Below are 17,983 nucleotides of genomic sequence, written 5' to 3' on the forward strand. Positions count from 1 at the left end.
ACCACAACCATGAGGAGGGGGCTGAGTCTTTGATCTTAAGCAAAGACCCAGGGGCTAAGGCTTGCGACTGCGGGATATCGGCTGATCGGGCACAGGGGCGGTTCGGAACGGAACAAACCGGGCCTTTTTGATCTTAAGTTTGATCGCCTGCCAGACAATCAGGAAAAACGCACGTCGCGCACCGAAGGGACGCCGCAGCAACGACCACAGGATTGCCCGGTTGGTCAGCGGCGCGCGCGGCCCGGTCAGGGTGGCAATCAATCCACCCGCTTTTCGACCATAGTCAATCCAGACGCCGATACGCTCGGGGCGATGGTCGAACCGGAACTCATACGTCCCTTCGATCTTTTGAAACGGTGAGACATGCATCAGCTTGTCCGCAACGATGCGATCAGTCGGCTGGATCGGGGCAAACCCGGGATTGTTGCAAAGATAGCTGTGGCGCGTGCCGTAAGTGTTCGTAACCTCTGCTACCACCGCATATAGTTGTTCATCGGCATCGAAACAGAACCAGAAGCTGACCGGATTGAAGACATGCCCCAGCACCCTTGGCTGCGTCAGCAACTCAAGTCTTGCAGGTTGCGTCACACCCATTTCGTTGAATTTGGCTCGCAACCACGCCGCACCCTTCCCATTGCCGGGTTCACCGCCATGGTCACGATCTCGCCAATACATCGCATTTACGCGGTTCATCGAAAACAAAAGCGGTGTGTCAGGCCGGGCTTCGGGGTCCAATAGGATGTAGTCGATGGAATACCGGAACGCATTCTCGATCCCGCCTTTTCGACCGTGGTAAGTATGGCCTGAAATATGGTCGATCCTGTTCATTCTCGTCAGTGTTCCAATTCGCCTGCAAGCCGTTCAAACGGCGCTGTTTTCTTCGACATGTAGATACTTATCATACGAAACATGGTCCGGTTCGGATTAAAATCGCATCACAATGTGATCCAGCTTGGGCCTTACCGCGTAATGTTGTTATGTTTACCGAGATCGATACCGCGACCTTGGATGAACCGGTGGCCAGCAGGCCTTCACAGAAACCGTGGCGCGCAAAGAAACGCATCAAGGGTAAACCGGTGAACCGAGCGCAAGACAAGTGTGACAAACGAGCTGAGTGGGTGGACCACGTCAGACGTATTAGGGACGCGCAGGATCAGGCAGCGTTTGCTGAGTTGTTTCAGCACTTCGCGCCGCGGATCAAGGCGTTCCTGATCAAGTCGGGCTCAGATGCGGCCATGGCCGAAGAGTGCGCACAAGAGGTGATGGTCACGCTGTGGCACAAGTCACATTTGTTCGACCCCACGCGGGCAACCGTGGCCACATGGGTGTTCACGATCGCCCGGAACAAGCGCATCGACGTCCTGCGCAAACAACGCCGCCCCGAGCCCGAAGAACTGGGATGGGGACCCGAGGCTGAACCGGAGCAGGACGACATACTCGTGCTGCAACAGGAAACCGCGCAGCTGCGCAACGCGATGACCGCGCTGCCAGAGGCGCAAAGACAACTGATCGAGAAAGCCTATTTTGGCGATCTGAGCCATCGAGAAATCGCTTCTCAAACTGGATTGCCACTGGGAACGATCAAATCACGGATACGGCTGGCGCTGGACCGCTTGCGCCATGCGATGAATTGAGATGACGGATATGAGCAATAAGATCAAACATCACCTGACAGACGACCTGCTGATGGCTTACGCCGCAGGCACTCTGCCCGAGGCTTTCGACCTGATGGTCGCGACACATCTTTCCCTGTGCAATCAATGTCGTGCGCAGGCCGAAAGCTTTGACGCCGTTGGCGGATATGTCCTGGAAGAACAGGACGAGACCGTTGCGATGAACGACAAGGCACTTGCGGAAACGATGGCTTTGATCGCAAACGGTGCGCCGATTGCCAAACCCAGGCGACCCGGCTGCTCGGTTTTGCCAACCCCGTTGCAGGATTACGTTGGCGGCGATGTGAACGACATCCGCTGGCGACCAATCGGCATGGGGGTCAAGCAGGCGATCCTGCCGACGACCGGTGATGCAACAGCTCGGTTGCTGTTCATTCCGGCGGGCACCGCAGTTCCGGATCACAGCCATAATGGTGTAGAGCTGACAATGGTTCTGCAGGGCGCGTTTTCGGATGAAGTCGACCAATTCGCCCGTGGCGATGTCGAAATTGCAGATGAAGACCTCCACCATACTCCTACAGCAGACATTTCAGGGGATTGCATTTGCCTGGCGGTCACTGACGCGCCGCTGAAATTCAACAAGCTGATGCCGCGTCTGTTCCAACCGTTCCTGAAGATCTGACGCAATCAGCGCTCATGTGGTACCCTGCCCTGCAAGCTGATTGTTGGAGGCATTTGAAATGATCCGGACTATGTTCTTTATTCTTACCCTTATGGGTTTTTCATCTGTCGCTTCTGCCCAGTTGGTCGCTGACGTGAAGTTTGAACCGGGCAATTTCGGGACAATGGTCAATGGTACCGTCACTGGAAACGAGTACTTCGACTACAAGTTGGGTGCAAAAGCCGGGCAAGAGATGTTCGCCGACCTCAAGGTAAGCGACACAAATGGCTATGGCGTGATCTACTTCAACATCCTGCCGCCAGACAGTGATGGTTTCGCGATCTACAACGGCTCGATCGACGGGAATACCGCGCGCATCGAATTGCCTGAGGATGGCGACTACACGATCCGGGTCTACCTGATGGGCAATGACCGCGATACGGACAAGACGGTCGGCTACAATCTGGATCTGTCAATCCAGTAATGCCTAGCCTTCGGACTGGCCCAGAGGCACAACGTTGGTCTGATCGTCAGGCGCCAGTTCCTCGAAATCGAAGTTATCCAACCGCTGTGCCCGGCGGCCAGCCTTTTCCGCGCTGATCTTGATTTCCGAGATATCCTTGGCCGCCTGCCCGAAATGGCGGTCCAGATTGCCGACCCGATCACCCAAACGCTCAACATCCTTGTGCAGCAAACCCAGTTCTTTGCGGATCGCCCCAGCTTGTTCCCGCATCCGCGCGTCTTTGAGGATCGCACGCATCGTGTTCAGTGTCGCCATGCAGGTGGTGGGCGAGACGATCCACACGCGTTTGGTGAAACTCTCCTGCACCAGTTCAGGAAATTTGGCATGAAGTTCGGCATAGACCGCCTCGGACGGTAGGAACATCAGTGCACCATCAGCCGTTTCACCGTCCAGAATGTACTTCTCGGAAATATCTGTAATGTGCTTGCGCACCGTGCTGCGGAACATCTGAACCGCCGTCTTCAACTCCATGTCATTGGTCGAACCGATCAGCGCTTCATAGGCCTCCAACGGGAACTTGCTGTCGATGACAATCGGTCCTGGAGGGTTCGGGAGGTTGATCAGGCAATCTGCGCGCCGTCCATTCGACAGGGTTGCCTGCAGCTTGAAACTATCCGAAGGCAGCGCCTTGGACACGATATCGTTCAACTGGATCTCTCCAAACGCACCACGGGTCTGTTTGTTCGACAGGATATCCTGCAGAGACAATACATCACCCGACAGTTTGGTAATATTGTCCTGCGCTTTGTCGATGGCGGCCAAACGTTCCTGCAACTGTGTCAGCGAAGTCGCTGTCTGTTTCGAGGACCCGTGCAGCGATTCCTTCATCCGCTCCTGCATCTCGGCCAGGGCGCGCGCCGATTTCATCGCGTTGTCCGCCAGTCGGTCATTCATCTGCTGCTGGACCGAGGACAGACGGGATTCAACCGTCTGGATGACCTGCACCTGCGCATTGGCCTGCGTGTCCGAAACATGCTGCAATCCGCCGCGCAATTGTTCCTGCCCCTGCCCCAATTGCTGCACATGCTGGCCAAGATGCGCCATCTGGCGGGACAGAGGTTCCGCCATCCGGGCCGACCGGTTGGCTGCGCGCAGCGACAAAAACAGCAACAGCAGGATCAGCGTAACAACCCCGCCCACGGTCAGGATCACGGGGTCGTTCAGCGCATATTGGGTTCCTGCAATCTCGATCATGTCGCCTCGGGTGTTCTTGTTTTATTCTCAATAGCCCAACCAAGCCAATGGATCAATTGCGGCCGAACAATCGCTCGATATCGCTCAGCTTCAATTCCACATAAGTCGGCCGCCCGTGGTTGCACTGACCGGAATGGGGCGTGCCCTCCATTTCCCGTAGAAGGGCGTTCATTTCTTCGGCCCGCATACGGCGACCCGACCGGACCGACCCATGACAGGCCACCCGGCTGAGAATCGCCTCAATCCGCGCCTGCACGGTCTGGCTTTCGCCCTGATCGGCCAGTTCGTCGAGGATATCGAGGATCATCGCCCGCGCGTCCACCTCTCCCAGAATGGCAGGAGTTTCACGCACCGCGACGGCACCGCCGCCGAAAGGTTCAATGGTCAGCCCCAGGTTCGTCAAATCATCAGCCACCTGCATCAAGAGCGCGCAATCGCTGTCGGACAGTTCAACAATTTCCGGGATCAAAAGCGCCTGCGCAGCAACCCCATTCTCGGCCATCTGTTTTTTGAGCTTTTCATAAACCAGCCGCTCATGTGCCGCATGTTGATCGACGATCACCATGCCGTCTGCGGTTTGGGCGATGATGTAGTTTTCATGTACCTGCCCACGTGCCGCGCCCAAAGGCAGATCTTCGACCGGAGCTTCAGCGGTTGGCACTGGGGCCGGCTCGACCACGTTGCCGCTGTAGTCTTGTGACAGCTCGGCAAACCCCTGCGCCTGCGCTTGATACGCCGCCTGCCGTGCAGATGGCGAAGGTCGGTCCATCTGATAAACGCGTGCTGGCGCAGGTTGTGCGGGTTCAGGACGCATCGCGCCCAGTGTCGCATTGGCCACTGTGGAGGAGGCCCTGTGCCCGGCCTCGGCCAGCGCGTGCCTCAGGGCCGAGACGATCAACCCGCGCGCGACGCCCGGATCGCGGAACCGGACCTCGGACTTTGCCGGATGCACATTCACGTCGACCAACGTCGGATCGCAGTCGATGAACAATGCTGCTGCCGGATGACGATCCCGGCTGAGGAAATCGAAATAGGCCGCCCGCAGCGCGCCCGTCAGCATCTTGTCGCGCACAGGACGACCATTGACGAACAGATACTGCGCCACCGCCGCACCGCGCGAATAGGTCGGCAGGGCGGCGTAACCGTACAACCGGATCCCCTCGCGCGTGGCATCGATCTGCAGGGCATTTTCAGCAAACTCGCGCCCTATGACGCGGGCCAGCCGGGCATGCAGTGCGTCGAACAGATCACCATTTTCGCGGTCAGCGCGGAAGGTCACGCGCCCCTCTCCACCACCAGAGACGTCACGCAAAGTGAAAGTCACCGAAGGCTCGGCCATGGCCAGCCTTTTGACGGTGTCGGAGATTGCCTGTGCTTCGGCCCGGTCGGTGCGCATAAATTTCAATCGCGCAGGCGTTGCGAAAAAGAGATCGCGCAGTTCGACCACTGTGCCAGCACGTAAGGCGGCAGGTTTCACCGCCTCGATCCGACCACCCGCCACATGGACCGAAGCCGCCTCGCCCCCCGGCACCCGGCTGGTAATGGTCAGGCGCCCGACGGCACCCAGCGATGGCAGCGCCTCACCCCGAAACCCGAAGGTGTGGATATTCAACAAATCGGACCCATCAATTTTCGAGGTCGCGTGGCGCGACAAGGCCAATGGCAGATCCTCAGCAGCAATCCCACAGCCATCATCGGTGACGCGAATCAGCGTCTTACCCCCATCGGCAACGTCGATCGCGACGCGGGTTGCACCTGCGTCGATGGCATTTTCCACCAATTCCTTGACCGCAGAAGCCGGACGTTCAACAACCTCGCCTGCCGCAATACGGTTGATTGCTGCGTCGTCAAGTTGCCGGATGACCGGTCGATTTTCGCTGATATTGGGGTGTGCCTGCGCCATACCACCAGACCTAGCACATTCGCGCACGATTCTGCCACCGCTTTGGCTTGCATTTAGTGTGAGGAGGGGGCGTTCGAACAATCGCACCGTGCCAGCCTAGACTTGCGGCCAGTCTGGGCGCGATTGCTCGAACGATCCGGAGTGAGTGGTGGTCATCCAATAATCAATGGGTCAATTCATACCACGAATACGGTTTCACGATGCGAAGACTCTCGGGGCCTCAAGTCGGGTGGCGAAGTTTGGCCGATACCACGCAGGACCCAGCGGCGGGAAAATGCCGGGTCAAGCGGTTCCGGGTGCACCCGCCCGAGTCCGGCACGGCCCCCACAAAGCCGCAAACGCAAGGATCAGACCAGACATCGTTGCGATCATGCCCGCTGCACTGACCGCGTCCGCCGCCCCCAGCCAGAGCGGACCATATCCAGCCAGCACGTACCCGGAGACAGCCGACAGGATGGCAAAGACGATGCTCCACGCGATCTGGGTTTCGAGCCGGTTGGTCATCATGCGCGCCGCCGCCGGGGGACAGATAAACATGGCAATCACAATGATCGAACCCACGGCGTCAAATGCCGCCACGGCGGCAATAGCTGCCGTGATCACAAGGGCCATGCCCAGAACTCCGGTCCGGACACCAATGGTGCGCGCGAACCCTTCGTCAAAGGTGGAAATTTTCAGCGGCCGCCAGAACAGCCATACAAAGACAGATACCCCCAGCAAAGTCAGCGCAATCCGAGGCAATTCCGGCGGCAACCCCGCCAGCGCCACAGGATCCAACACCGAAGACCAGCCCACAGCGTCCAACCAGATCAGGCTTTCCAGATTGCCATACAGCGCATGTTCAACATCCAGGTGCACAGTCGAAGTATCGGTTTGTTCCAGCAGCAGCACACCAGCAGCAAACATCGTAGTGAAAACCACCCCCATCGCGGCACCCGCCTCGATCTGCCCCAGCCGCCTGACGGCTTCGATCAGAACCACGGCCACCACCGCCGCGCTCGCGGCGCCCAGCATCATTGGCCAGGTTGAAATCGTTCCGGTCAGCAGAAAGGCCACGACAATACCCGGCAGCACCACATGGCTGATCGCATCCCCGATCAGGGCCTGTTTGCGCAGGACCAGGAAGTTCCCGGGCAAAGCGCAAGCGATGGCGGCAAACGTGCCGATCAGCAAGGGTGTCAAAGACAGGGGTACGAATTCTTCACCGCTCATGCCGGAACCTCCTGCGGGCCGCCGATTTGACGGTCGATCTCGGCGATCTGATCTTGGGTCAGGACGGTTTCGATATCGCGCAACCCGTCGTACAGCGCTGCCGTTGCCTCATGCATCTGATCAGCCCTGACGATTTCCCAGCGCCTTTCATCGCGCAACGCCTTGGCCGCGCGCGCCTTGCCTGTTTCGGTGGCCACGCCATCCGCCCGCGCCAAACCGGCACGCCGCAACAGGCGCAAGGTCAACGGCTCATAGATCTTTTGCCCTTGCGCCAGTGCCAGCAGACCCTGCCGAATATGAACCCGGCGCTGGAACCGCAGGTACCGCAGAACCGCTGCCAGAACACCCCGAACAGGCGCAAGTAACAGGGACAGTGCGAAAAAGCCAAAGCTGACCAGAACAATGATCGGGCCGGTGGGCAAATTGGGGGCCGAGGCCGACAGCGCCGCACCCAGATAGCCCGCCAACCCTCCGGCCAGTCCAGCTAGCAGCACCACGCGGTCCGAGCGGTCCGTCCAGAACCGCGCCGTGACAGGTGGGATGATCAGCAGCGCCACAATCAGGATTAGCCCGACAATTTTCAGGCCCACCACAGTAACTGCCATGACCAGCCCCATCATCGCCAGATCAATCCGGTGCACCGGCAGCCCCCGGGCAGCGGCATATTCCGGGTCGAAAGCCACCATGGTCATAGGTCGCCGGATGATCATGACCAGCAACAGCGTTGCTGCCCCACCGATTGCGATGACCAGCGCATCCGCCCACAACATCCCTGCGGTCGAGCCCAGCAGGAACCCTTCCAGCCCTGCCTGACGACCGACGCCCATGGTCTGGATCACGGTCAACAGCACGATGCCAAGACCGAAGAACACCGACAGGATGGCACCAATGGCAGCATCCTCGGCCAGTCGTGTGTGGCGTGTCAGCCAGTTCATGCAAAGCAAACCGACCCAGGCCGACACGGCCGATCCGGCTAGCAGACCGATCAGGTTGCGCCCATCGCCGTCAAGAGCGACCAAAACCATGAACCCAAGGCAAACGCCAGGCAGCGTTGCGTGGCTGATCGCATCACTGACCAGCGCGCGTTTGCGCAGGAAAAGGAATGTGCCGGTTACACCAGCGGATATACCCAGCAAGGTCGCACCAATCGCGACCAGCGTGGCGTTATAGCCCAGCTGAAGGGTCAGAGCATCCCAAAGCATGCATTACCCCAATGCGCGCGAAATCTGGTCGATCTGGGCTGTGGCCAAACGGCCGCCATACGCCGATTGCAGGGTTTCGGCGGTAAAGGCCTCGGCCACAGTTCCCTCAGCCACTTTGCGGGTATTGATCAAGAATACATGGTCGAAATAATCAGTCACGGTGGCCAGATCGTGATGTACGACAACAACGGTCTTGCCCGCTTCTTTCAGCGACTTCAGCACTGCGATGATTGCTTTTTCCGTCGCTGCATCGACACCTGCGAATGGCTCATCCAACAGGTAAAGATCAGCATCCTGCGCCAGAGCACGGGCAAGAAAAACGCGCTGTTGCTGGCCGCCGGACAATTGACCAATCTGACGATCGGCAAAATCGCGCATCCCGACCCGGTTAAGACAGTCCATGGCCCGGGACATATGCCGGGCACGGACACGACCCAGCAAGCCCAGTTCGCGGGACAGACCCATCAACACAACATCAATCACGCGCGTCGGAAAATCCCAGTCGACGCTTGCGCGTTGCGGCACATAGGCAATTCGGGCGCGCTGTTTCTCCAGCGGTTCACCAAAGACGGACACCTGCCCGGACAGGGGCGAAACGATGCCCAGCGCCGCCTTCAGAAGCGTAGACTTCCCCGCTCCGTTTGGTCCGATGATCGCCGTCATCGCGCCGGGCTGCACGGTCATATCCACCGAAAACACGGCAGGTTTCTGACCGTAAGAAACAGTCAGACCGCGAATGGCCAGCGGGCAGTCCTTTGTAATTTTCTCAGCAACCGAAGCACCCTGATGCGCAGCCAGCGACAGCATCGTTCAAGACCCCGCCGACAATTTGCCGTTCATGCCGCGTTCGGGCACGTCTGCGCCCAGCGCTCCGGCAATCACAGAGATGTTGTGATCCAGCATACCGATATAGGTGCCTTCGTAGGTGCCCGGTTCTCCCATAGCGTCGGAATACAACTCTCCGCCGATGCCAACATCATGACCTTTGGCCGCCGCACCCTCAATCAGCGCGCGCATGGACCGATCAGAAACCGAGCTTTCCACGAAGACGGCCGTCAGCTGCTGATCCACCAAGGTATCGACCAGCTCACCAATCCGGTTCAGACCGGCTTCGGACTGGGTCGAGATACCCTGAATGCCAAGCACCTCATAGCCGTATTCCTCACCGAAATAACCGAAGGCGTCATGCGCCGTTAAAAGCACACGGTTGTTTTCCGGCACCTCGGCCAGCACTTGTTTGCCATAGGCTTCCAACTGATCGATTTCAGCCAGAAAGGCTTGCGTGTTGGCCGCGAAAGCATCCGCCGCCTCGGGACGGGCGTCTGTCAGGGCTTTTTGAACCTCGACCACCACATCGCGCCAAACGGCCGGGCTCATCCATACATGCGGATCATACTTGTCGGCATAATCGTCATGCGCGCGCAGCTTGGACTTATCTACCCCCTCGGCAACAGCAACAACCGGGCGTTTGCGCCCAAGATCATGGAAAAAGTTTTCCATCTGCGCCTCAAGGTAAAGACCGTGCCACAGGATCAGATCGGCACGGGTCATTGCAACAATATCGCTGCGGGTCTGTCGATAGGCATGCGGGTCGACGCCCGGGCCCATCAGGCCTTTGACCTCAACCTGATCGCCACCGATCTGACGTGCCGCATCAGCGATCATGCCCGTGGTAGCAACCACTTTCAGCGGTGCCTCAGCCCAGGCTGCGACCGGCAAAGCGGCGGCAAAAGCCAAAGCCGCAAGAAAACTACGACGAATCATTTCTGACCCCATTTAGGTATCCTCTTGAGAATGAATATGCGAACCATTCGCAACTAAGTCAACGCTATTGCGAATTATTCGCAAGAAAACCTCAAATTTGTCCATTTGGTCAAAAAAATTGCACACGGAAGGCCGCTATGCCTTCCAATTAGCGCCAAGCCGTGCGAATTTGGCGCAAACCTCCCAAAGGATGTGAAGATGGAAACGCAGAGCTCAGAAAGCCCCGTGCGCACCGCGCATCTGCCGCAAGTGACCGAGCCCAGAAACCCCGGTATGGATCTTGATCTGGACTGGGTACGCGCCGTGCAGGTCAATACTTCGGCCATTGAACGCCGCGCCGCGACCCTGCCCGGTCGTCGGTCCGTCAAGAAAGAGTATCAGGCCGCGTGGCTGCTGAAGGCGGTCACGATGATCGACCTGACCACCCTGTCGGGTGACGACACGGTCGGACGAGTGCGCCGTCTGTGTGCCAAGGCACGGCAACCCGTTGCACCTTCGGTTCTGAAGGCGCTGGATATGCCGCCTATCACAACCGGGGCCGTTTGCGTCTATCACGACATGATCGAAACCGCCGTGGACGCGCTGCATGGCACCGGCATACCTGTTGCCGCGGTTTCCACCGGCTTCCCGGCTGGTTTATCGCCATTCCATCTGCGCGTGGCCGAGATCGAAGAAAGTGTGAAAGCCGGCGCCGAAGAGATCGACATCGTGATCTCGCGCCGTCACGTGCTGTCGGGCGACTGGCAAGCCTTGTATGACGAGATGAAGGCGTTCCGCGTGGCTTGCGGTGATGCGCATGTCAAAGCCATCCTTGCCACCGGCGAACTGGGCAGCCTGCGCAATGTCGCGCGCGCCTCGCTGGTCTGCATGATGGCCGGGGCGGATTTCATCAAGACCTCGACCGGCAAGGAAAGCGTCAACGCCACCCTGCCTGTGTCTTTGGTGATGATCCGTGCAATCCGCGACTACTATGACCGCACCGGATACCGGGTCGGGTACAAACCTGCGGGCGGGATTTCAAAAGCCAAGGACGCGCTGGTTTACCTGTCGCTGATCAAGGACGAACTGAGCGACCGCTGGCTGGAGCCGGACCTGTTCCGTTTTGGCGCTTCGTCCTTGTTGGGCGATATCGAGCGGCAGTTGGAACACTATGTAACTGGCGCATACTCCGCCGGTTACCGTCACTCCATGGGCTGAGGACAAAAACAATGACAGTCAAAGAGATATTCGAAACCATGGATTACGGCCCTGCCCCCGAAAGTGCCGCCGAGGCTCTGGCCTGGCTGGTCGATCAGGGCGACAAGTTCGGTCACTATATCGATGGTGCGTTCACCAAACCCGGCAAAGGGTTCGACAGCCGCAACCCGGCGACCGGAGAGGTTTTGGCCAAGCTGACGCAGGCCAAACAGGCCGATGTGGATGCTGCCGTTTCTGCCGCCCGAAAGGCGCAACCGAAATGGGAGAAGCTGGGCGGTGCAGGCCGTGCGCGGTACCTCTATGCCATCGCGCGCCTGTTGCAGAAGCATTCGCGCCTGTTTGCCGTGCTGGAAAGCCTCGACAACGGCAAACCGATCCGGGAGTCACGTGATATCGACATCCCGCTGGCACAGCGGCATTTTTACTATCACGCGGGCATGGCGCAGCTGATGGAAAGCGAACTGCCGGATTCTGAAGCGCTCGGCGTCTGCGGGCAGATCATTCCGTGGAATTTCCCGCTGCTTATGCTGTCGTGGAAGATTGCCCCGGCCCTGGCCATGGGCAACACGGTGGTTTTGAAACCTGCCGAGTACACCTCGCTGACAGCCCTGTTGTTCGCCGATATCTGCACCCAAGCCGGACTGCCCAAAGGCGTGGTCAACATCGTCACCGGAGACGGCGCGGTGGGTGAGATGATCGTGAACTCGGACGTGGACAAGATCGCCTTTACTGGCTCGACAGTTGTGGGCCGCCGCATCCGTGAAGCAACCGCGGGTTCCGGCAAGGAACTGACATTGGAGCTGGGCGGCAAGTCAGCCTACGTCGTCTTTGATGATGCCGATATCGACAGTGCCATCGAAGGTCTGGTCGACGCGATCTGGTTCAATCAGGGACAGGTCTGCTGTGCCGGCTCGCGCCTGTTGGTGCAGGAAGGCATCGCGGACCGTTTCCACGAGAAGCTGCGTTCCCGGATGGACTCGCTGCGCATCGGTGACCCGCTGGATAAATGCATTGATGTGGGCGCGGTTGTAGACCCGGTCCAACTGCAAACCATCAAAAGCATGGTCGAAAGCAACACCGCTGGTCACGTGCACCAAGCCGCGTGCGATCTGCCTGCGAACGGATGTTATTACCCACCCACGCTGATCTCGGGCCTCGAAACTTCCGACCCGCTGATGCAGGAAGAAATCTTTGGCCCGGTGCTGGTGTCCTCAACCTTCCGCACGCCGGAAGAGGCGGTCGAGCTGGCCAACAACACCCGTTACGGGTTGGCTGCGACCGTGTGGACCGAGAATGTAAACCTTGCACTGGATATCGCGCCCAAGCTGGTTGCGGGTGTCGTCTGGGTGAATGCCACTAATCTGTTTGATGCGGCCGCTGGTTTCGGCGGCGTGCGCGAAAGCGGCTTTGGCCGTGAAGGCGGCTGGGAAGGGCTGACGGCCTATACCAGGCTCAAAGGCAAAGCTAAGCCGTTGGCGAAGGTCGAAGCGGCCATCGGCGAGGGCTCTCCGGTCGATCCGATTGACCGTACCGCCAAGATGTATGTCGGAGGCAAGCAGGCACGGCCCGATAGCGGCTATTCGAAACCCGTCTGGGGTAAATCCGGGCTGTTGGGCCACGTGGGCCTCGCCAATCGCAAGGACGTCCGCAATGCGGTTGAAGCTGCGGCAGGGGCCAAAGGTTGGTCCAAGACCACCGGCCATCTGCGGGCACAGATCCTTTATTACATCGGCGAAAATCTCTCGGCCCGCGCCGACGAGTTTGCCGCTCGCATCGACGCAATGACCGGCAAGAAAGACGGTGCGAAAGAGGTCCAAACTTCAATCCAGCGCCTGTTCTCCGCCGCCGCTTGGGCCGACAAATATGACGGTCAGGTGCACGGCGTTCCGATCCGTGGCGTGGCGATTGCCATGAAGGAATCCGTGGGTGTCATCGGCGCGCTTTGTGCGGATGAGGCGCCTTTGTTGGGTCTGGTCTCGGCCATGGCCCCGGCGATTGCGATGGGGAATCGGACAGTCCTGGTGGCCTCAGAGCCCTACCCGCTGGCGGCTACCGATTTCTACCAAATCCTCGAAACCTCGGACGTGCCCGCCGGTGTAGTCAACATCCTGACCGGCAGCCACGCGGAACTGGCGAAACCGCTGGCTTCGCACCTGAACGTCGATGCAGTCTGGTCCTTCTCGTCCACCGATCTTTCAAAAGAGATTGAGGTCGTCTCGGCCGGGAACCTGAAACGGACCTGGGTGAATAACGCGACGGCAATCGATTGGGGCGTGGACCATTCCCGCCGCTTCCTGCAGGCTGCGACCGAAGTCAAAAACATCTGGGTGCCCTACGGCGAGTAGGGCTCCCCGCCAAGGGAGGCCTACATGGACTTTTCAGGAAAAACCGTCGTCGTCATCGGCGGAACCAGCGGTATCAATCGCGGCATTGCCGAGGCCTTTGCGGCCTCGGGTGCCAATCTGGCGGTCGCCAGCCGGTCGCAGAAAAAGGTCGATGACACCGTTGCTGCGCTGAAAGCTGCGGGGGCCCAAGACGCCATCGGTGCGGCGTTCGATGTACGTGACCCGGAGGCCGTGACAAACGGGCTGAAACAGTTCCACGACGCGTTCGGTGACTTCGACGTGCTGGTATCGGGCGCGGCGGGCAACTTCCCGGCATTGGCGGCAGAGATGTCGGTCAATGCGTTCAAGACCGTGATCGATATCGACCTGATGGGCACGATCCACGTGATGAAGGGGGCCTATCCTTTCCTCAAGCGTCCGGGTGCCAGCATCATCAACATCTCGGCCCCGCAATCCTACCTGCCTTACGAAGGCCAGGCCCATGTCTGTGCCGCCAAGGCAGGCGTGGATCAGATCACCCGCACCCTGTCGATGGAATGGGGCGTCGAGGGTATCCGCGTGAACTCGGTCGTGCCGGGCTTTATCGAAGGCACTGAAGGGGCCAAGCGTTTGGCCCCTACGCCAGATGCTGGAGAAGCGTTGCGCAAGGACGTCCCCTTGGGCCGTTGGGGTCAGCCGCAGGACGTGGCGAACGCCTGTATGTTCCTAAGTTCTGATCTGGCCAGCTATATCAGCGGCACGGTTCTGGCCGTCGATGGCGCGTTGTACCAGCGTGGTTCGGGCAAGTTCGGACAGATGATGGGGCAACTGTTGCGCGCGCAGGCGAAAGTACGCTCATAAAACCCATTAACCTGTGAGGTTATTCATTTACGGCTTCACGTAATTGGCACAGCGTAAGACCCATTCATTGCGAGGGTGGGTCCGTACATGCTGAATAGTCCATTTGAATTTACCGAGTTTGTCGAATTGGCCACTATAATCGGCGTGGCTGGGGCTGGCCTTTACATTCTGAACTACTTTTTACTGCAAATCGGCATAGTCCGAGGCAATGGCGTGCTCTACCCGGTTCTGGTTATCGTTGCCGCAAGCTGCGTTCTGATCAGCATGGTTGAAGAATTCAATCTTGCTGGTTCGATCATACAGATGGCCTATATCGCAATCTCGGTCATCGGATTGCTGCGCGGATACCTGTCGCGGCATCTCATTCGCTTTTCCGCAGCCGAGCGCCAGTTCATCTCGCATCATCTTGGGTCACTGAAACCGCATCACGCCCGAAAGCTATTGAACACTGCGTCGGTTCAGGAGTTCGCCAAAGGCGACATTCTGATCGAAGAAGCCAGAACAACAGATTTCCTTGGTTATGTCCTGAGCGGGCGAACAACCATCCTGCAAAATGGTCAGGTCATCAATATTTGCGGCTCGGACGAGACACTGGGAGAGCTGACATTCGGTCTTGGTTTGCCCGCAACAGCCACCGTCATCGCCTCAGAGCCGACAACTTGCCTGGTGTTCGACAATTTCCGTCTTTCCCGCCTGCTACGCCGCAACCGGCATATCGACGATGCGCTCAAAGCCGCGCATTTCAGGCATGCGCGGCAAAAGCTTCTGAGCAGCAACAAGCATACGCTTCGGGCACAGAAACAGCCCGTCGCGGCCTGAACGGGTTTAGCCGTCCAGACCTTCAGGCTTGCCGACAATGGTGAAGTGGAGCCCATCAGGGTCCAGCAATTCGCTGGCGACCCGGTTGATCTCTTCCAGCGTGATCGCATTCACCTTGTCGTTGCGGGTGGCAATATAGTCGATGGGCAGATCTTCCATCTGCATCCCGACCATGATCCCCGCGATCTGGCCATTGCCATCAAACCTTAGAGGGTAAGCGCCCGTCAGATAGGTTTTGGCATCGTCCAGTTCTTTTTGGGTTACACCTTCGGACGCGGCGCGAGCCCACTCGTCGCGGATCACCTCGACCGCTTCGGCAATGCGATCATTGCTGGACGACACGGACCCCAGATAGACCGAGGCCAGGTCCTTGGGCACCAGATAAGTGCCGATTCCATAGGTCAAGCCACGCTTTTCTCTAACTTCCTGCATCAGGCGGCTTTCAAACCCGCCCCCGCCAAGGATGTGGTTCAGAACAAAGGCGGCAAAGAAATCGGGATCATCGCGGTCAATGCCTGCATGTCCGAACAGGGCCACAGATTGCGGCGTGTCGAACTCGACTACGCTGACACCACCGGGGATGGACACATCGGCACGTTCAGGGATCGGCTTGCCAGTTTCTGGCAGGTCGGCCAGCAGTTTATCCAGCAACGCGCCCAGCTCTTCGGGTGTGATGTCACCCACCGCGCCGACATACATCCGGTCTTGGACAAAGACATCCTGATAGGCGGTGACCACGTCATCGCGCGTCAGCGCGGTCACGCTTTCGATCGTACCCTTACCTTCGGTGCCATAAGGGTGGTCGCCATAGGCCATTTGGGCAAAGTTACGACCCGCAATGTCATTCGGGTCGGTTTGATCGGATTTAAGGCCGGACAACACCTGCGCCTTTACCCGGTCCACTGCATCCTGATCAAAGCGCGGCTCGTGAACGGTGGTGCGCAGCAAGTCGATCACGTTGTCCCGGTTCTCGGTCAGGAACTGCGCGGTGATCGACACCGAGTCATCGGTTGCACCGTACCGGAACGAGGCCGCCAGCGATTCCAGCTCACGCGCATAGGTGCGGGCATCCATGTCACCTGCGCCTTCCTCAATCAGGCCGCTCATCAGGTAGACCGCACCGCGTTTGTCCGCGTCATCCAGCGATGTGCCGCCGCGAAAACGCAGCTCCAGCGCGGTGAAGGGGATCGAGTGATCCTCGACCAGCCAGGCGGTGATACCACCAGGAGAAGTAACCTCTTCGATCTCGATATCGGCCCACGCGGGCAGAGCGACAACGAACGCGATCAGGGTTGCGAATATCCGTTTCATTGCGTCACCTCGTCATCGCGCATCAGCCAACCTGTGACCGATGTTTCCGGTTGTATTACCTCGCGGGCAGCGGCGATGATCTCATCCCCAGTGACGGCTTGCAGAATATCGGGCCAGGCCTGCACGTCCTCAACCGTCAGGCCGCTGGTCAGCGCGCGGCCATAGCGGTTGCCAATCCCATCCACATTGTCGCGCGCATAGGTCTGCGACGCCCGCAGCTGCATCTTGATCCGATCGAGGTCTTCTTCGTTCACACCCTCAGCGATGAAGTCGGCAACCACCTGATCCATTGCATCTTCGGCCTCTTGCAGGGAAACGCCTGCGGCCGGGACTACGATAAGGTCAAAGGTCGTATCATCCAGCGAGACACCCCGATAGAACGCCCCGGTGTAGACAACCTTCTGCTGCTCGAACTGCAGCTTTTCGTTCAGGTAGGATGTCGTGCTTCCGCCCAACAGTTCTGCCAACAAAAACAGAGCGGCTGCTTTCTCCTGTTCGCCCGGATCTCGTTCAGGGGCCAGATAGCTACGCTGAACATAAGGCTGCGACACGCGCGCATCCTTGTATGTTAGACGGCGTTCTGCCGTTTGCGGCGGTTCCTGCGACCGGACCCGTTCGGGTAAGTCAGGGTTGGCGGGGATCACACCGTAATATTGCTCGGCCAGCGATTTGACCTCGTCAGGTTCGACATCACCGGTGACGACCAGAATGGCGTTATTGGGCGCATAATGGGTTTGGTAGAAGGACAGCGCGTCCTCCATGTCCAGCGTCTCCATCTCGTGTCGCCAGCCGATGATTGGCACGCCGTAGCGATGGTTCAGATACTGCGACGCGCTCATCTGTTCGCCAAACAGGGCGCGCGGGCTGTTGTCGGTGCGCTGGTTGCGTTCCTCAAGGATCACGTCGCGTTCGGTGACAATATCATTTTCGCTCAGGCGAATATTGCGCATCCGATCCGCTTCCATCCGCATCATCAGTTCCAGCCGGTCGGCGGCAACCCGTTGGAAATACGCGGTATAATCATACGAAGTGAACGCGTTGTCGGTGCCGCCATTGGCCGCAACGGTGGCCGAAAATTCGCCCGGGGCCAGAGTGTCCGTGCCTTTAAACAGCAGGTGTTCCAGGAAATGCGCCACGCCCGATGATCCCACGGGCTCATCTGCTGACCCTGCGCGATACCAGACCATATGCTGCACAACAGGGGCGCGGTGATCCTCGATCACGACGACATCCATGCCGTTGTCCAACGTAAAGGTCGTGACCGCTTCGTGCCCCTCGCTTGCATCAAGAGGGGTTGCGGCCATCAGGGCTGCCGACAATGCCAGGGCCCGAACCATAGGGCGTCCTCCGTTTGATTTATGCTGTTCAAACTACGGTGGCACCACGCGGGTTCAAGGCC

Annotated in this window: 16 protein-coding genes; 7 read left to right on the top strand and 9 right to left on the bottom strand. The window is 58.8% G+C overall.

Annotation, left to right across the window (positions count from 1 at the left end):
- Positions 1–54: 54 nt before the first annotated feature.
- Complete coding sequence (locus DK510_RS19740; RefSeq protein ID WP_109313562.1) at positions 55–828, bottom strand: DUF1365 domain-containing protein; 774 nt, start codon at positions 826–828, stop codon at positions 55–57.
- A 149-nt stretch (positions 829–977) separates the two neighbouring features.
- Here DK510_RS19740 and DK510_RS19745 point away from each other — a divergent pair, with 149 nt between their 5' ends.
- The 3 genes from DK510_RS19745 to DK510_RS19755 are packed head-to-tail and all read left to right on the top strand — an operon-like array spanning position 978 to position 2,758.
- Positions 978–1,634, top strand: a complete 657-nt coding sequence (locus tag DK510_RS19745; protein WP_109313563.1) for a sigma-70 family RNA polymerase sigma factor — start codon at positions 978–980, stop codon at positions 1,632–1,634.
- A gap of 10 nt (positions 1,635–1,644) precedes the next feature.
- Positions 1,645–2,295 (top strand): ChrR family anti-sigma-E factor, encoded by a 651-nt coding sequence (locus tag DK510_RS19750; RefSeq protein ID WP_109313849.1) that lies wholly within the window; start codon positions 1,645–1,647, stop codon positions 2,293–2,295.
- Positions 2,296–2,353: 58 nt separating this feature from the next.
- Positions 2,354–2,758, top strand: coding sequence for a hypothetical protein (locus DK510_RS19755; RefSeq protein ID WP_234999164.1), 405 nt, complete (start codon positions 2,354–2,356; stop codon positions 2,756–2,758).
- A 3-nt stretch (positions 2,759–2,761) separates the two neighbouring features.
- Here the strand turns inward: DK510_RS19755 and DK510_RS19760 are convergent, their stop codons facing one another.
- From DK510_RS19760 to DK510_RS19785, 6 genes are all read right to left on the bottom strand, one after another.
- Positions 2,762–3,991 carry a DNA recombination protein RmuC gene (locus tag DK510_RS19760; RefSeq protein ID WP_109313564.1) on the bottom strand — a complete coding sequence of 410 codons (1,230 nt, stop codon included), beginning with the start codon at positions 3,989–3,991 and terminating at the stop codon, positions 2,762–2,764.
- Between the two features lie 52 nt (positions 3,992–4,043).
- On the bottom strand, positions 4,044–5,894 hold the full coding sequence (gene mutL, locus DK510_RS19765) for a DNA mismatch repair endonuclease MutL (protein WP_109313565.1): 1,851 nt from the start codon (positions 5,892–5,894) through the stop codon (positions 4,044–4,046).
- A 282-nt stretch (positions 5,895–6,176) separates the two neighbouring features.
- Positions 6,177–7,106, bottom strand: a complete 930-nt coding sequence (locus tag DK510_RS19770; protein ID WP_109313566.1) for a metal ABC transporter permease — start codon at positions 7,104–7,106, stop codon at positions 6,177–6,179.
- Positions 7,103–8,308 (bottom strand): metal ABC transporter permease, encoded by a 1,206-nt coding sequence (locus DK510_RS19775; protein ID WP_109313567.1) that lies wholly within the window; start codon positions 8,306–8,308, stop codon positions 7,103–7,105. The genes DK510_RS19770 and DK510_RS19775 overlap by 4 nt, the downstream gene beginning before the upstream one ends.
- A 3-nt stretch (positions 8,309–8,311) precedes the next feature.
- A complete protein-coding gene (locus DK510_RS19780) occupies positions 8,312–9,115 on the bottom strand; it encodes a metal ABC transporter ATP-binding protein (protein WP_058274943.1) in 804 nt (267 codons plus the stop codon).
- Between the two features lie 3 nt (positions 9,116–9,118).
- Positions 9,119–10,072 (bottom strand): metal ABC transporter solute-binding protein, Zn/Mn family, encoded by a 954-nt coding sequence (locus tag DK510_RS19785; RefSeq protein ID WP_109313851.1) that lies wholly within the window; start codon positions 10,070–10,072, stop codon positions 9,119–9,121.
- Between the two features lie 198 nt (positions 10,073–10,270).
- On the opposite strand from DK510_RS19785, the gene deoC reads away from it, so the two are divergent.
- From deoC to DK510_RS19805, 4 genes are all read left to right on the top strand, one after another.
- Entirely contained in the window at positions 10,271–11,269 is a 999-nt protein-coding gene (deoC, locus tag DK510_RS19790) for a deoxyribose-phosphate aldolase (RefSeq protein WP_109313568.1), read from the top strand.
- Positions 11,270–11,280: 11 nt separating this feature from the next.
- Positions 11,281–13,614 carry an aldehyde dehydrogenase family protein gene (locus DK510_RS19795; protein WP_109313569.1) on the top strand — a complete coding sequence of 778 codons (2,334 nt, stop codon included), beginning with the start codon at positions 11,281–11,283 and terminating at the stop codon, positions 13,612–13,614.
- Positions 13,615–13,638: 24 nt separating this feature from the next.
- Entirely contained in the window at positions 13,639–14,454 is an 816-nt protein-coding gene (locus DK510_RS19800) for an SDR family oxidoreductase (protein ID WP_109313570.1), read from the top strand.
- Positions 14,455–14,541: 87 nt separating this feature from the next.
- Entirely contained in the window at positions 14,542–15,273 is a 732-nt protein-coding gene (locus tag DK510_RS19805; protein WP_109313571.1) for a cyclic nucleotide-binding domain-containing protein, read from the top strand.
- Between the two features lie 6 nt (positions 15,274–15,279).
- On the opposite strand, the gene DK510_RS19810 is transcribed toward DK510_RS19805, so the two are convergent.
- On the bottom strand, positions 15,280–16,584 hold the full coding sequence (locus DK510_RS19810; RefSeq protein ID WP_109313572.1) for a pitrilysin family protein: 1,305 nt from the start codon (positions 16,582–16,584) through the stop codon (positions 15,280–15,282).
- A complete protein-coding gene (locus DK510_RS19815; RefSeq protein WP_109313573.1) occupies positions 16,581–17,921 on the bottom strand; it encodes a pitrilysin family protein in 1,341 nt (446 codons plus the stop codon). Before DK510_RS19815 ends, DK510_RS19810 begins: the two co-directional genes overlap by 4 nt.
- Between the last annotated feature and the right edge of the window lie 62 nt (positions 17,922–17,983).

Origin of the sequence: Ruegeria sp. AU67, assembly GCF_900312795.1 — a bacterium.
Lineage (GTDB): Bacteria > Pseudomonadota > Alphaproteobacteria > Rhodobacterales > Rhodobacteraceae > Ruegeria > Ruegeria atlantica.